Source organism: Vibrio sp. C8, from assembly GCF_054051265.1.
The window spans coordinates 130,843-145,950 of sequence record NZ_JBPAOE010000011.1; the positions used below are offsets into that span (position 1 = coordinate 130,843).

The following is a 15,108-nucleotide window of genomic DNA, read 5'->3' on the forward strand; positions in this document are numbered from 1 at the left end:
CGTGTCTCATTTCATTCTTAAAACTGGCTTGTTAACATGCTCGTATCTGGAGTAATCAAGTAGCAGACATGATCCCACTGGTTTATCACTCTATTTATTCTCAACTGCCTTTACCTGAAGGGCATCGTTATCCCATCAATAAATACCGTTTGTTATATGAAGCCGTGGTTGAGAAGCAACGTCACAATCAAGAATGGCAAACAAAATTTCAGTTCATGGAGCCGAAACCTCTTACGTTAAGCGAAGTAAAGCAAGTCCATGATGCGCAGTATGTTGACGATCTTTGCTCTGGCTCTCTTCCAGCAGCCAAAATGCGCCGTATTGGATTTCCGTGGAGTGAGTCGCTTATTGAAAGGACACTGACCTCTGCGGGTGGAACCTGTTTGACGGCTGAACTGGCTTTGAAATACGGCCGAGCTTTGCACTTAAGCGGCGGTTATCATCATGCACACAAAGAGTTTGGCAGTGGCTTCTGCCTTTTTAATGACTTGGTACTGGCTGCTCAACACACAATTGACCACTTTGAAATTGATAAAGTGTTGATCGTCGATAGTGATGTGCATCATGGTGATGGAACCGCAACACTCTGTGCAGAACGAGATGACATCATCACGCTCTCATTTCATTGCGATAAAAATTTCCCAGCTCGTAAGCCTGAATCGAACCTAGATGTCGCTCTTCCCAGAGAAACTGGGGATGAAGAATTTCTCAGTCATTTTAAGTCGGTGGTCGAAATGGCGGTGAATCTTTATCAGCCTGATCTGATTATCTATGATGCAGGAATTGATATTCATCGTGATGATGAACTCGGTTATTTCAACATATCAACGCAAGCCATTTACCATCGAGACTGCTTTATGATGCAGCTGACTCAAAACAAACAGATACCAATAGCCTGCGTTGTTGGTGGTGGCTATCGAAATGAACATCAAACCTTAGTACCCATTCATATGCAGTTGTTTGAGGCTGCATTGACAATCGCTTTATAGCTTCCAGAAAGAAAAAAGCCACTGCAAGACAGTGGCTTCCCAATATGATTAACGCTCATTTTTATAAAGCAGCAAACGCCTTAGCGACTCGTTCAACGTTATGCTCGTTCAGTCCAGCAAGACACATACGACCGCTGTTGATTAGATATATCGCGTGTTCGTTGCGTAGTGTTTCTACCTGATGTTGGCTAAAACCAGTGTAGCTGAACATGCCTTTTTGTTTAATCAGGAAGCTGAAGTCTGATTCTGGACGTAGCACTGCTAGTTGGTCGTGTAGAGTTTTACGCATGGTCTCAATACGAGTGCGCATACCTTCCACTTCACCAAACCACAAGTTTTTAAGTACTTCGGTATTCAATACATTCGATACTACTACAGCCCCATGTTTTGCCGGGCTTGAGTAGTTACGACGTACAGTGGCTTTTAGTTGACCTAGAACACGAGACGCCTCTTCTTCATTACCACAAACCACTGATAGGCCACCTACACGCTCACCGTAAAGTGAGAAGGTTTTAGAGAAGGAGTTACTGACAAAACTGACGACGTCTGTTTCCAATGCAATTTTACGGATAACGTAAGCATCTTCACCGATACCTTCGCCGTAGCCTTGATAAGCCATATCGAAGAAAGGAATCAGTTTGTTTTTCTTAACAACCTCAATCACTTGATCCCATTGAGTATTCGTTAAATCCACACCTGTTGGGTTATGGCAACATGGGTGTAGCAGGACAATGCTTTGTTCTGGCAGAGAGTCGATAGTAGAAAGCATGCCACCGAAATCAAGCATTTTGGTTTCGGGGCTAAAGTAAGGGTAAGTGTTCACTTCGAAGCCAGCACCAGCAAAAATTGCGTGGTGGTTTTCCCAAGTTGGATTGCTAACCCAAACTTTGGAGTGGGGGAAATAATGGTGTAGGAAATCAGCCCCAATCATTAGTGCACCTGAGCCGCCTAAAGATTGAATTGTCGCAATACGATTCGCTTCAAGGGCAGGGTGTTTTTCACCAAATACTAATTGTTGTACTGCTGAGCGGTATTGCAATAGGCCATCCATTGGAAGGTAAATACAAGGTTGGCTTTCAGCTTGAACTAGCTGTGTTTGAGATTGAGCGACAGAATCTAGTGTAGGGATTTTGCCGTTTTCATCATAGTAAAGACCAATACTTAGGTTCACTTTTTCAGATCTGTCATCAGCCATAAACTGTTCCATAAGGGACAGAATAGGATCTCCAGCATAAGCGGTTACATGGTTAAGCACAGAAATTCTCCTTAATATATTTGTTACTTGATAACGATCTGAGCAATGGTTGAATTCAATTTTATTAAGTTGTTTACCGGTCCAGATTCAATGGACAAAGGTTTTTTAGGTGTCAGAACACGGATAGCGACACTAACATAATTGTTACATTGACAGCCATCAAAAACCGACGTGAAACAAGCGAAATACAGAGAGAATATGATTAACGAATACTAGTAAATCGATGCTCAATTTTAAGTTGAGGTTGAAGTTGAAGTTGCTTTCACTTATCAACGCCAACCACATCTCAATTCTATACTCTATGACGTTGAAAGAAGTTATAGAAATGGTCTGGCTGTTTTTTGGTCAGTATTTGGGAAGTTATGGAAGGAGAATTAATTCAATAGATGTAGGTATTTTCTTGTTTTGCAAGACCTTATCTTACGCATAGACTCCGTCTGATACTATGAAGCGACGGAGGGGTTTCAAATGTCTTTAAGCTTCAAAAATTACACCATATTGGTTTCTGATGATTCAAGGTTGGTGACAAGTACTATTACATCTTTGCTCAAAAAGCTTGGCTGCGAGCAGATTCACTGTGCCTATAAACCGTTGGATGTGATCGCGAAGTGCAGGCAGAACCAGTTTGATCTGATTATCTGTGATTACAATTTTCAGAGTTTTATCAATGGATTCCAGTTGTTAGAAGAGCTTAACCACTTAAAACTACTTCCTTCCCATACGGCTTTTATGTTCCTTACTGGAGAGAATGACTTACGTGTTGTGCGTTCAATTATTGATGCCGAACCGGATGACTATTTATTAAAACCGTTCAAAAATCAGTTCTTTATAGACCGTTTAACCAATGCGATTAAACGTAAGCTGGCACTGCTACCTATTTATGAACAATTGATTAAGCATGATTACTACGGCGTTATCGAAGCATGTAAAGAATGTTTGGAAACTCGTCCTGAGTACACCAAATTAATCCGCAAATACAAGGCTAATGCTTTGGTTCGCTGCAAGGAGTATCACAGTGCACGGACCGAATATGAACAAATGCTCAACGAAGACAACTTTGATTGGATAAAGACGGCATTGGCTAACACCTTCATTGAAACTGACGATGTAAATCGAGCGAAAGAGATTCTCGAAACGGTCAAAAGTAAGGATGAAAACCCTTATTATCACGATGAAATGTCGAGTATTGCCGTGCTGAACAACGAGCTTCCGCAAGCCATCATGCACCTTAAGCAGTCAGCCATGTTGTTAGATTCTGGCGCTGAGCGTGAGTTAGTGATCGCAAACCTATCATTGGCTAACGAAAACTATGGTGATGCGGTAACTTACATGACACGTTACTACGAAAAAAATAAAAACACCTTTAGAGGTAGTGTTTATACCCAACTCAACTTAGTGCGTTGCTATTTGTATAAATCGAAAGGCATAAAGAATCAGAGTCTTTTTGAACGTCAGTTACAGTCACTAAATCCATTGATTGATGAAGTGAGAAAACGGCCTAGTCTTGAACATGTGCATCGTTTGATCATTTCACACATCGCGTTGATTCGAGGGGATCTAAAATTAGCGATCAGTGAACTTAAGCCCGTAATTCAACACATCAAAAGTATGCATTTCTACGACATTTACCATCTTGGGTATTTGCTCGAACAGTGCTCGTACTTTAATGAGGTTAAGCAGATATTGCCACAGTGCCGCATTGCGATGGATGAAAACCAACATCCAAGTATTTTGCGAAGCCAAACTCATATGCTGTTGAGCTTTGAATCGAGATTGCAGGATGTGATTGAAGAGATAGAGGCGCTACGCAAGCAAATTTCTGACGCTGTAATAATGCCAGGGGATTCAGAGGCAATGACGCAGTATATTGACCTTTATTTTCGTTTGCACGAGCTGTCACCTAACTCTAAAAAGTTATGTATGGCTATCGTTAAGTTCATCGCGCAATGCTCTTTCGAGTATGACGGCAACTATAAGATTTTTGACAAGATAAAAGAGTGCCATGAGGTTATCGTTAAATTATCTACGGAAGAAGAACTAGTTGAAGCGAATTGCCTAATTCAATACGAAGCCGCAAAGAAAAATATCTCTTTAGTTCTCGCGAATTAGAGCTACGTATTGGTTCAATTTCCATCCTGAGAAGTTCTCTATTGCTGTTATTTGTTTAGGAGGGCAACGATAGATTCTGTTGAGTAGTGAAGTTGAAAGGCACCAGCAAGAGAAGAATTTATTTGATTAGAAAAGAAAAAAGCCTCTGAAATCAGAGGCTTTTTTCTAGAATGTGGCGGAGAGATAGGGATTTGAACCCTAGGTACGCTATTAACGTACGCCGGTTTTCAAGACCGGTGCTTTCAACCACTCAGCCATCTCTCCGTTGTTGAAGCGCATATTAACGACCTCTTGGAATCTTGTAAAGCCCTTAATTAACTGTTTGCTCTAATAATGAACGTTTTAGCGATTTTTTTTATTCTCGGTATTTTTAACAGTTTGAATGTTATGAATAAGTTGAACATTTATTGTGAAAATGAAGAGAAAATCATAGCGAGGGAATTGGCTTTAACTTTTACGCGATAAAGTTTATTAGCGTCAATGAAAAAGCCCGTAGCTTATTCAGCTACGGGCTTTAGGTGTATGGTCGGACTGAGAGGATTTGAACCTCCGACCCCCGACACCCCATGACGGTGCGCTACCAAGCTGCGCTACAGTCCGATTCGCGTAATCTAATCAGTTTTTTTCTGGTCGTCAATACGAAAGTATTTTTAACCCGCTGATTTAATTATCTTTCGCGTAAAAACGTTGCAGTTCAGTGAACCCTTGCATTAATACAGGTAGAGTCGGGTTCGCTTCTTTTAAGCGTTGATAGTTATCATCGTAAAGTTTGAAGTTGCCAAACTTATCTATCACTGTTGTTTGTTCATCAGTAATAAGGGCGAGTTCACGTGAATCACCAGCAAGAATCCACTTTCTCTTCGCTTCGTTAAACATGTTTCGACCACTGCTGAAATCACTTGGGTTTGAAGATACTCCCAATAGATCCTGCATGATTGTGACAGAGAAATCTAAGTGGCTTGAGCGGTGATTATAGACACCAGAAACTCTTCCAGGCCAATGGACAATCATAGGTACTTGCAGTTGGAAACGGCTGTAGTTGCTATTTGAGCCCCAACTGTTTGTTTTCGTCTCATTAAACTCTGTTCCATGGTTAGAGGTAATAACCACAACCGTGTTGTCTAATAGCTCTAACTCAGAGAGTTTAGTGAAGAGTAAATGAAGTTCGTTATCCGCTAAAGTGACGGAATGGTTGTAGCCAGCACGCAATCTGTCACTGGTTGAACCGTTTGATGCTGCGCTGTCGTATTGATCGAAGTTATCAACGGTAGAAAGTTCTAAGTAGCTAAACCAAGGCTGTTTCTTCTGCTCAACCCAAGTAGACCAGCGAGCAATAGTTTGTTCATCGTTGCTTGTTTCTGGATCAAACGGCGCTTTAGACATTGGTAACTTGCGGAAGATAGTTTCCTGATAGAGAGGATCTTCAAAGTTATCGCCGCTAAAGAGGCCAAACTGGTATTTTTGCGATTCAAGGACATCCAGCATAATTGGTGCTGCGCCTTGAGCTTCAATGCTGCTCGCATAGCTGCTAGGCAAACCGTAGAAAAGACCAAATAAACCAAACGTATCGTTACTTGAACTGTAATGATTGGTGAAGTTGAGATTCTCAGAAGCAAACTGATAGGTATTAGGCATCAGCTCTGGTGTTAATACGTCAGCGCGCAGGTTATTTACGCTGACCAACAGAATATTAAGGTTGTTGGCTCGACGACCAAACTTGATTTCTTCAATCGGGTAGTTAACCAAATCAACGGTATTTTGAGTTTCTTCTAGTCGCTTGAGATATTCATCTCGATCCAATAAACCGTGTTTCTCCATAAACGATTTCGCAGTCATAGGGTATGACAACGGGAAATTCGATTTTTGGCTTGTAACAGGGCTATAGAAATAAGCGTCAGACCACACATAAATCAGATGGCTTGCGATAAAGCTGACGAAGAATACCGCGGCAAGAGGGCGGCCGACACGTTTGTGGCTGAGTTTACGCTGTTTACGCCATACCCACTCAGATAAACCAAGTTGCAGTAGGAAAACAAGCGGAAGCACAACGAATAAATGCTGAAGGTCTGTTCTTACCGCGCTGCTTTCATCACTGAATAACAACTCCCAAACCACTGGCGTTAAGTGCAAGTTGATGGTTTGGTAAGCTTGGGTATCAATCAGCAGTACAGTGAGTCCGAATGTTGCGAAACAGACGGACATAAAACGGAATAGTGATCTTGAGGGGATCAAAAACGTTAACGGGAAAAGCGTTAACAGATAGATAGCAAATACTAAAAAGCCAAAATGCCCCACCCAAGAAAGCGCAAGATAGAGCTGTCCTAAGAAAGTTTCTGGCCACGGCGATTGTGCGATGTATCTGGTACCAATCAGCATTGCTGCAATGATGTTAAAGAAGGCAAACCAATGCCCCCAACCTACTAGACGTGATACGCGTTCGCCGTATGTGTTTCCGCTATCTACCATGTACTTTTCTATTTATCCGTTTTTATATTTAAATTCAGTCTGCTAACGAAGACATCAATGCTTGAGAAAACTTTTCCGCGATAGCTTTACGTTGCGATGCAGCAACATTTTGATTCAAAACGTTGGTCGCGACATTTCCCGCAATCATCAGGGAAAGTTCAGGAGACGCATTATGTTTATCAAGAACGGCAGCGATTTCGGTCAGGATAGTTTCAACTTTTTCGTCGCTGTATTTCGATGTAATAGGCATAAACACTCTAATGATGATAGTAAAAACGGCTTATGATAACCTACTATGCCTTACAACTGAAACCAGAACGATGATTATTTCACTATGAGTCTGCACCTTTCCAATGTCATTTTGCATCAACTAAGCAAAAATAATAACGACGAGCTAACGGTTAACTTCCGTGCTCAATCTCTTGATAATGATACATCAACAGAAAACCTAGTATCCGAGTTACATCGCGTTTTTAATGCGAAAGCGGGTAAAGGCTTTGGCTCTTTCAAGTCTGACAGTGATTTTCAAAACTGGTTGCAAGAAATGCGTCAAAGTCAGCGTTCGTTTTACGATTTTTCTCAAATCAGTGCGCAACGTCTCAAAGACGAACTGTCGAAATATCCGTTTGCCGATGAAGGTATCTTGGTGATGGCTGAATATCAGTCATTAGCGACCGAATATCTTTTGATTGGCATACTTCCTTTGAATCAAAGTTTAAAGGTGACAGAAGGGCTAGATATAAGTGCAACGGATTATCTCGATATCAATAAAATGGACATTGTTGCACGTGTGGATTTGTCGAGCTTTGAAACGGATAAGGAGTCGAATCGATACCTTACCTATATTAAAGGTCGTGTCGGACGTAAAGTTTCAGATTTCTTTTTGGACTTCCTTCAAGCGGAAGTTGGTCTTGATGCGAAAGTGCAAAACAAAGTTCTGATGCAAGCAGTTGAAGATTTTTGTAGTGATTCAAAGCTGGAAAAAAGTGAAGCGATTAGCTACAAAAAACAAGTTTACGATTACTGCAACGATCAAATAAAAGCGGGTGAAGAAGTTCAGGTGAAAGAGTTGTCAGGTGAGTTACCTCCAGCTCAGGATGGCACCAACTTTATGGACTATACGCGTGAGCATGGTTATGAACTAGAAGACAGTTTCCCTGGCGATCGTTCAACGATGAGAAAACTGACCAAGTATGTCGGTGCTGGTGGTGGTTTGAATATCAGTTTTGACAGCTTATTAATGGGTGAGCGTGTTTTCTACGATCCAGAAACCGACACTCTGACCATCAAAGGTACACCACCGAACTTGCGAGATCAGCTAACGCGTAAGAGCTAGTCATGGTCAGATAGTGTTATCTAGGAAGAGAGCCATATGAGCTCTCTTTTTATTTCGCATTAACTCACCAGTTTTGAGAACCAATCTACGCAAGATGAATGCGGAAGGTATATGATTGTATTTAATCAATATTGAATGCTGGGACAAGGAATGGTTTTAGAGCATCATCAAAGTAAATTTGTTTATAAAGCAATGGCCATCATCGGGGTTATTTGGTTGCTCTGTGTGTCGGTCATATTTGTCCAATACAGGCAAACGGCCAAAATGAGTGACGATGTTGTCGAATTAGGCAATCACATCATGTCATTTCATAACTCATTGCATTTTAGATCTCCCTATCGTGTTATTCACACTAATGACATGTCTCTCAATGTCCAATTAATTTATTCGTTACGAGTGCAGTTAGAAGCAGATTATGAACACTCTGTATTTCAACCCGATGTGACGCACTTAGTTTATGTTATTGATAAATTCATCGAAAAAAGCCAACTATTCTTGAGCTCGGATTTAGACATTCTTAACATGGTTGAGCAGCTTAAATCGTTGCGCTCAGAGTATGATCATCAGCCTGAAATAAGACGTTACTATGTAGAGTTAGGAGCTTATCTTTTTGAAGCGTTATTTACCGAAGGTGAGCAAAGTCCTGAAATTTATCGATCTTTAGATCAAACCATGGTTGCGTCACAATCGATGTCTCCAGATGATCGACAGCATTTACAACTTACTCTCTCAAAGGTTTCCAAACTATTAAGTCAGTATGCGGAAAGCGGAAACCTAGTAAATAGGTTGCTACAACACGAGATATATCAAGAGTTACACACCCTTGAGAATAAATATTTTAAGCTATTCGGCTTTATTAATGTGTTGTTGTTGGTTCTAAGTGGTTTGCTCATTGCAAGCCTGTTTATTGTTGCGATTTTTTACCAAAGGCAATGCAGACGAGTCGTTGAGTCACTCAACAGTGACGAGAATGAATCCTTTATTGAAAAAAGTAACGAGAAAAATAAAGGGAAAAAAGAAGTTTTGGCCGATGGACAGCATTTGCCAGTTGCTGATAAACCTTTTGAGTCCAAGATAGATATACCGCAAATGTTAAGTTCGCTTAATGATGATAAAGAATCTGTGAAAATGCTGCTGCGTGTATTTATTGAAGACCATTATGAAGATTGTGAAAAACTCCAGATGCAAATCTCTTCTGATTTAGGTGCAGCAATGAGAACAGCACACAGTCTAAAAGGCGTAGCGAGTACTATTGGTGCGAATGAGTTAAGAATTATAGCAATAGATATTGAAGCGAAATTGAAACAAGAGAAAATGCCTACGGATGAAGAAATTCAGAATTTGGCAAAATCTTTAGATGAAACGGTTAAAAGCGCTCAGTTTTGGTTGGAGCAAGCCTCTTTTTAGCTGTTAATTCTTATTAAATGTTGTTTTTTGGTTTGCAACGTTCGAGTTAACTTATTGTGAGTCGTTTTTATGTTGTTTTTGTAGAGTAGTGTTAGAGATATCTGTTTTTAGATGAAATATTCAACTCAACTTTAGTTAATTCCTGATTAATTTGTTGAATGATCTACCAATATGAAAAGTATTTTTGAGGTGATAATATTTATTTTTGTTTAATGTGTTGTTATTAAAGGTTATTTTTTTGATGTTTTCATCTTTCAAAGAAATGTTAGCTGATTTTTTAGTGGTTATTTATCGTTCTTATTCAAAGTTTTATCGTCGATTATCCGGAATATGGCGAACATTTTGTTACTAATATGCCTTTTAAAGCCGCTTAGTTGTGTTAAGTTATTATACTTATAAGATTTAGTTGTTTAGGGAAGCGAATTGCCTCGTTTTCCTTATCATAAAGCAACAAAATAATCATTTTTATAAGAAACGCTTGAGATTTTTGTCTGAACCACTTATAGATGGTCAATTGTTTTTTCAAGAACACACGGAGAATTAGTGCGATGAGAGTAGGTTTAGTAGGTTGGCGTGGTATGGTTGGTTCGGTACTCATGCAACGTATGGTTGAAGAAGGTGATTTTAATCTAATTGAACCAGTATTCTTCAGTACCTCACAAATTGGTATCCCTGCGCCAAACTTAGGTAAAGACGCTGGCATGCTTCAGGATGCTTTTGATATTGATAGCCTTAAACAGCTTGACGCTATCATTACTTGTCAAGGTGGTAGCTACACCGAAAAGGTATACCCAGCATTGCGTCAAGCAGGTTGGAAAGGTTACTGGATCGATGCTGCTTCAACTTTACGTATGGCATCAGACTCGATCATCACGCTAGACCCTGTAAACTTGAAGCAAATTCAACAAGGTATCCACGCGGGTACTAACACCTTTGTTGGTGGTAACTGTACTGTTAGTTTGATGCTAATGGGTCTTGGTGGTCTATTTGAAAAAGGTCTGGTTGAATGGACCAGCGCGATGACATACCAAGCGGCTTCTGGTGCAGGCGCACAGAACATGCGTGAACTTATTTCTCAAATGGGTGTGATTAATGATTCAGTGAGCTCTGAGCTTGCTAACCCATCTAGCTCTATTCTTGATATCGATAAGAAAGTTGCGGAAACCATGCGTTCTTCATCTTTTCCAACCGATCAGTTTGGTGTCCCACTTGCTGGCTCTTTGATTCCTTGGATTGACGTGAAGCGTGATAATGGTCAAAGCAAAGAAGAGTGGAAAGCGGGTGTTGAAGCGAACAAAATTCTTGGCACTCAAGACTCTCCAGTATTGATCGACGGCACTTGTGTTCGAATTGGTGCAATGCGCTGCCACTCTCAGGCACTGACTATCAAGCTAAAACAAAGTGTGCCTATGGATGAGATTGAAGAGATCATTGCTTCTCACAACGAGTGGGTAAAAGTGATCCCTAACGAACGTGACATTACTGCTAAAGAACTGTCACCAGCGAAAGTTACTGGCACTATGTCTGTTCCGGTTGGGCGTCTACGTAAGATGGCAATGGGCGATGACTTCCTGAATGCATTCACAGTTGGTGATCAACTGTTATGGGGTGCTGCAGAGCCGCTACGTCGTACACTGCGTATTATCCTTTCTGAAAAATAATACAATGTTCAAATATCAAAAGCGCCTCAGGGCGCTTTTTTTGTGTGTGAAATTAACCAAAGTGGAGTCTGATTAATCTTCCACTATTTGCAGAGGAGAATACTCACGCAGTGAGAGATATATCCTACATAGCAAAATGCATGCGCCTATTTTTATTGTCTCTATGATTGCTAGCATTAACAGCCATAAATAGAAGTGCTAAATAATACAAAAAGATCATTTTGCTGAATATGTACCATGTGTGCACTGAATGATTTTGAAATGTACCTTGCTGATGGCTGTCGTTATGTTTATGTCACTTATACTTCGCGTTAAAAATTTCGTTATCATTGTCCTGGTTACATTTCTAGGTTCTTTCGATGTCTATGCTCTAGATGGGGTTAAAGCATTTGAAGAGCACCAAATGGTGATGTTGCTAATTCATCCCAAAACAGGGAACATTGTCAAAGCTAACGCTTCTGCTTCGGAGTTTTACGGCTACTCAATTTCAGAATTGGAATCTATGAAGATTCAAGAGATTAACACCCTAAGCAAAGAGGCGACTCGAGCTGAAATGCAGCTGGCTCGAAAAGAGAAAAGAAACTACTTCATTTTCAAGCACCAGTTAAAAAACGGAAATTTAAAAACCGTTGAAGTGTCGTCTATACCTATTTTCTATCATGGTAGACCTGTTCTTTATTCAATTGTCCGAGATATTTCTGAATACCGTGCGGCTCAAGAAGGCCTCTGGCACTTTCAACATCGACTCGACGATATGGTTAAAGAGCAATCAGAACAACTAACATCTACCCATCAGCATCAATTAATTACCTTTGCAGTCTTATCGACTTTTTTGGCTTTTGCATTGGCTGGGTTAAGTCGGCTATTGATAAAACAGAGAAATACAAAAGCCCAGCTCGAAAACGAGAAGAAACGTCTCTCAGATGTTATTTGGGCTGCGAACATTGGAACCTGGGAGTGGGATATTCAAAGTGACCAATTAGCTTTGAATGATTATGCCTACGCTATGGTTGGCTACCAACGCTGGGCGGATTTCCCAATCAAAAGAAGAAGCCTTCAGCCCCTTTGTCATTCTGAAGACTGGGCTGATGCGCAAGAAAATATGCGAGCTAAATTGGCAGGTGAAGTGACATTTTTTCAGACCGAAATAAGGGTAAGACACAGGCTCGGTCACTGGGTTTGGATTCTGGTGAGGGGAAAAGTCATCAAAAGGACATATAGCACTCAAACACCACTTACTGTTGCGGGCACCTATCAAGATATTACTTTGCAAAAAGAGCTCAATAGCCAGCTTTACCAATACGCAAACACGGATCAACTTGCGGAGATCCCCAACCGACGCTCGTTCCATCATCAACTTGATATGATGCAAGAGGGTGAACATCAGTATGGGCTGTTTTACATGGATTTAAACAAATTCAAGTGCGTCAATGATAAGTATGGGCATGCTGCTGGAGATCTGGTCATTAAGAATGTTGGACAGAGGTTGAAAAAAGTTCTTCGTAGCTCAGACAATGTTTACCGTCTTGGTGGTGATGAATTTGCAGTCATCATAAAAGGTCTGAAATGTTTCGCAGATGCTTCTGTTATCGCGAATAAATTTGTGAATGTTTTGTGCGAACCTCACATTTTAGAAGACGCACAGAATGCTAATGTTGTCGTTCCACCGAGCATCGGCGTCGCATTCTACCCAGCCAATGGGCTTAATACTGAGGCTTTGATTCAACACGCTGATCAGATGATGTATTTGGCTAAGCGTAATTATCCTGAAGGGGGATATGAAATCTTTGAGGAGCAATCCGCTGCCGCATAAACAAAAGTGGAGATGGTTTATCTCATTCCCCTACTGGTCGACGATGTTTCGATTTATTACAAGTCTAATATCCGCTATGTTTTAGTTGTATTAACTGGTACTACTCGTTTATCAGGATCTGCCAATTCACTTCCACAATGCTTACAAAACAAGGCATCTGACTCATGTCCCGACAAAGAGCAATTAGGACATTTCACTAATGCTCTGTGTGCACTCATTTCTTGATGTAGCTCCGCAGTAATAATGCCCGTCGGTACAGCAAGTATTGAATAACCCAATAACATGGTTAGTGCTGCTAAGCCTTTACCTAGTGTTGTCTGTGGTACAACGTCGCCATAACCTACAGTAGTAATTGTTACAATTGCCCAATAGATACTTTGCGGAATACTGGTAAAACCGTTTTCTGGTCCTTCAATGATATAAATAAAGGAACCCAAGATAGTGACCAGTATCGCTACTGTACTGAAGAAAATAATGATTTTCCTTCTGGCACCTAACAATGATCTCAACAACAGGTTTGAATCCTGTAGGTAACGAACCAGTTTGAGTATACGGAATATACGCATAACTCTTAGAGCTCGCACAACACCAACTAATGATGCCGAAGGGAACAAGATAACGAGATATGTCGGCAATATCGCGACAAGATCGATTACACCATAAAAGCTTTTTGCGTATGCACTGGGTTTTGGTGAGCAGTAGAGTCGCGTTATGTACTCAATGGTGAATAGGGCAGTGAATCCGTATTCAATCAGCTTGAACTCTTCACGCCATTTTGCATCAAAACTTGGGATGGAACTTAGGACCAATACGATCAAAGAGGTGAAAATAGCGATGATTAGTGCAATGTCGAAAATTTTACCCGCTTTGGTATGAGTACCAAAGATGATGACATAGAGCTGATGTTTTAAATTTTCATTTGAGAAAGACATGATAGAGCGACCTAACGTTTTTTTATCGCTCTATCATAGCCTTAGGGCAGCGTTTAAGCCAATCCTGGGAACAGGCTACGTAAGCCATTAGTGATAAATTCGATGCCTAACGCACCAAGTATCAAACCCATGATACGGGTGATCACGTTGATACCCGTCTGGCCTAGCAATTTCACAATATAAGGAGCTGAACGGAACAGTAACCAAGAGCACAATGCGAAGAAAGCGATAGTGACAACAATACCTGTGGTATCCATTAAGCCTGGGTAACGTGAGCCATATACGATGGTCGAACTGATGGCACCTGGACCTGCCATGAGAGGCATTGCCAGCGGAACTACGCCAATTTGTTCACGGCTGATGTATTCAGATTTCTCTTGTTTGTTTTGTTTATCTTCACCCAACTTACCACTCATCATCGAAAAGGCGATGCTCATAAGCAGTAAACCACCGGCTACACGGAACGAGTCTAGAGAAATGCTGAACATGTCTAGTAGCATTTGGCCGCCCAAAAGCGCAGTAATCAGAATGACAGCTACAGCAATGTTCGCTGTGGCCGCGGTTTTATTTTTCTCCTCTGGAGTCATATGACCAGTAAGGGAAACAAACACCGGCATGATTCCTACAGGGTTAACTGCAGCAACTAAACCCAGAAAGAACTGGAGAAAAATAGCAATTTCGAACGACATGTTAGGTTCTCTTATTTTTCACAGGATTGAAATTAATTGCGCGTAATCTAAGTCAAACATAGCAAAATCGCGAATGAAAAAATTTGCTGTTTTTTGCAGCTTATACGTGAGAAAAACTAATTATGGTCGATAATTGAAAACTAGTTGTTTCAAACATGTATCTATTAATTGACTTGTTTATGGTTTTTTTAACATCCCCCCAGTTTTGATAAAAAAAAGAGCATCTACTGGAGAGTCGAAATGAAATGGATATACTGTGAGTAGCACATCAAAACTTGTCTACATGTAGTAATGTTGTACAAAAATGAAACTTTTTTACACGATGTTGTATTTTTTTTAGATTTTTGGTTCGAATGCGGTATTTTTAAGCAGTTTATTTCTTTTGGTTTTTATTAATTAATTCAGTTGGTTATGTGGTATCTTTGGTGCTTTCTACCTATAAAGGGATAAT

11 protein-coding genes and 2 tRNA genes are annotated in these 15,108 nt (G+C 40.6%); 6 read left to right on the forward strand and 7 right to left on the reverse strand.

Annotated elements, in window-relative coordinates; all coding sequences use genetic code 11:
* Positions 1-68 precede the first annotated feature (68 nt).
* Positions 69-989, forward strand: coding sequence for a histone deacetylase family protein (locus tag ACRQQK_RS06650; protein ID WP_457510534.1), 921 nt, complete (start codon positions 69-71; stop codon positions 987-989).
* A 61-nt stretch (positions 990-1,050) separates the two neighbouring features.
* Here ACRQQK_RS06650 and ACRQQK_RS06655 read toward each other — a convergent pair whose 3' ends face one another.
* Positions 1,051-2,244 carry an amino acid aminotransferase gene (locus ACRQQK_RS06655; RefSeq protein ID WP_457510535.1) on the reverse strand — a complete coding sequence of 398 codons (1,194 nt, stop codon included), beginning with the start codon at positions 2,242-2,244 and terminating at the stop codon, positions 1,051-1,053.
* A 468-nt stretch (positions 2,245-2,712) separates the two neighbouring features.
* On the opposite strand from ACRQQK_RS06655, the gene ACRQQK_RS06660 reads away from it, so the two are divergent.
* The gene (locus ACRQQK_RS06660) at positions 2,713-4,353 is read left to right on the forward strand and encodes a response regulator (protein WP_457510536.1); all 1,641 of its coding nucleotides are present in this window, start codon (positions 2,713-2,715) and stop codon (positions 4,351-4,353) included.
* Between the two features lie 173 nt (positions 4,354-4,526).
* Here ACRQQK_RS06660 and ACRQQK_RS06665 read toward each other — a convergent pair.
* The 4 genes from ACRQQK_RS06665 to ACRQQK_RS06680 form a co-directional block, all read right to left on the reverse strand.
* Positions 4,527-4,617: transfer RNA gene (locus tag ACRQQK_RS06665), tRNA-Ser, on the reverse strand.
* A 259-nt stretch (positions 4,618-4,876) separates the two neighbouring features.
* Positions 4,877-4,953 (reverse strand) — tRNA-Pro (locus ACRQQK_RS06670).
* Positions 4,954-5,016: 63 nt separating this feature from the next.
* Positions 5,017-6,819 carry a DUF3413 domain-containing protein gene (locus tag ACRQQK_RS06675; protein WP_457510537.1) on the reverse strand — a complete coding sequence of 601 codons (1,803 nt, stop codon included), beginning with the start codon at positions 6,817-6,819 and terminating at the stop codon, positions 5,017-5,019.
* 34 nt (positions 6,820-6,853) lie between these two features.
* Complete coding sequence (locus tag ACRQQK_RS06680) at positions 6,854-7,069, reverse strand: YejL family protein (RefSeq protein ID WP_042483648.1); 216 nt, start codon at positions 7,067-7,069, stop codon at positions 6,854-6,856.
* Between the two features lie 84 nt (positions 7,070-7,153).
* Between ACRQQK_RS06680 and yejK the strand changes: the two genes are divergently transcribed.
* The 4 genes from yejK (at position 7,154) to ACRQQK_RS06700 (ending at position 13,036) form a co-directional block, all read left to right on the forward strand.
* Positions 7,154-8,155 (forward strand): nucleoid-associated protein YejK, encoded by a 1,002-nt coding sequence (gene yejK, locus ACRQQK_RS06685; protein WP_457510538.1) that lies wholly within the window; start codon positions 7,154-7,156, stop codon positions 8,153-8,155.
* 150 nt (positions 8,156-8,305) lie between these two features.
* Complete coding sequence (locus ACRQQK_RS06690; RefSeq protein WP_457510539.1) at positions 8,306-9,562, forward strand: Hpt domain-containing protein; 1,257 nt, start codon at positions 8,306-8,308, stop codon at positions 9,560-9,562.
* Positions 9,563-10,110: 548 nt separating this feature from the next.
* Positions 10,111-11,223, forward strand: a complete 1,113-nt coding sequence (asd, locus tag ACRQQK_RS06695; RefSeq protein WP_457510540.1) for an aspartate-semialdehyde dehydrogenase — start codon at positions 10,111-10,113, stop codon at positions 11,221-11,223.
* Between the two features lie 286 nt (positions 11,224-11,509).
* Positions 11,510-13,036 carry a diguanylate cyclase domain-containing protein gene (locus ACRQQK_RS06700; protein WP_457510541.1) on the forward strand — a complete coding sequence of 509 codons (1,527 nt, stop codon included), beginning with the start codon at positions 11,510-11,512 and terminating at the stop codon, positions 13,034-13,036.
* 74 nt (positions 13,037-13,110) lie between these two features.
* Here ACRQQK_RS06700 and ACRQQK_RS06705 read toward each other — a convergent pair whose 3' ends face one another.
* On the reverse strand, positions 13,111-13,968 hold the full coding sequence (locus ACRQQK_RS06705; RefSeq protein ID WP_457510542.1) for an ion transporter: 858 nt from the start codon (positions 13,966-13,968) through the stop codon (positions 13,111-13,113).
* A 53-nt stretch (positions 13,969-14,021) separates the two neighbouring features.
* Positions 14,022-14,657, reverse strand: coding sequence for a YchE family NAAT transporter (locus ACRQQK_RS06710; protein ID WP_102940779.1), 636 nt, complete (start codon positions 14,655-14,657; stop codon positions 14,022-14,024).
* Between the last annotated feature and the right edge of the window lie 451 nt (positions 14,658-15,108).

Coding starts and splice junctions, on each gene's coding strand:
- yejK (WP_457510538.1), top strand. CDS start 7,154: ATGAGTCTGCACCTTTCCAATGTCATTTTGCATCAACTAAGCAAAAAT.
- asd (WP_457510540.1), top strand. CDS start 10,111: ATGAGAGTAGGTTTAGTAGGTTGGCGTGGTATGGTTGGTTCGGTACTC.
- ACRQQK_RS06660 (WP_457510536.1), top strand. CDS start 2,713: ATGTCTTTAAGCTTCAAAAATTACACCATATTGGTTTCTGATGATTCA.
- ACRQQK_RS06710 (WP_102940779.1), bottom strand. CDS start 14,657: ATGTCGTTCGAAATTGCTATTTTTCTCCAGTTCTTTCTGGGTTTAGTT.
- ACRQQK_RS06705 (WP_457510542.1), bottom strand. CDS start 13,968: ATGTCTTTCTCAAATGAAAATTTAAAACATCAGCTCTATGTCATCATC.
- ACRQQK_RS06675 (WP_457510537.1), bottom strand. CDS start 6,819: ATGGTAGATAGCGGAAACACATACGGCGAACGCGTATCACGTCTAGTA.
- ACRQQK_RS06690 (WP_457510539.1), top strand. CDS start 8,306: ATGGTTTTAGAGCATCATCAAAGTAAATTTGTTTATAAAGCAATGGCC.
- ACRQQK_RS06650 (WP_457510534.1), top strand. CDS start 69: ATGATCCCACTGGTTTATCACTCTATTTATTCTCAACTGCCTTTACCT.
- ACRQQK_RS06680 (WP_042483648.1), bottom strand. CDS start 7,069: ATGCCTATTACATCGAAATACAGCGACGAAAAAGTTGAAACTATCCTG.
- ACRQQK_RS06700 (WP_457510541.1), top strand. CDS start 11,510: ATGTTTATGTCACTTATACTTCGCGTTAAAAATTTCGTTATCATTGTC.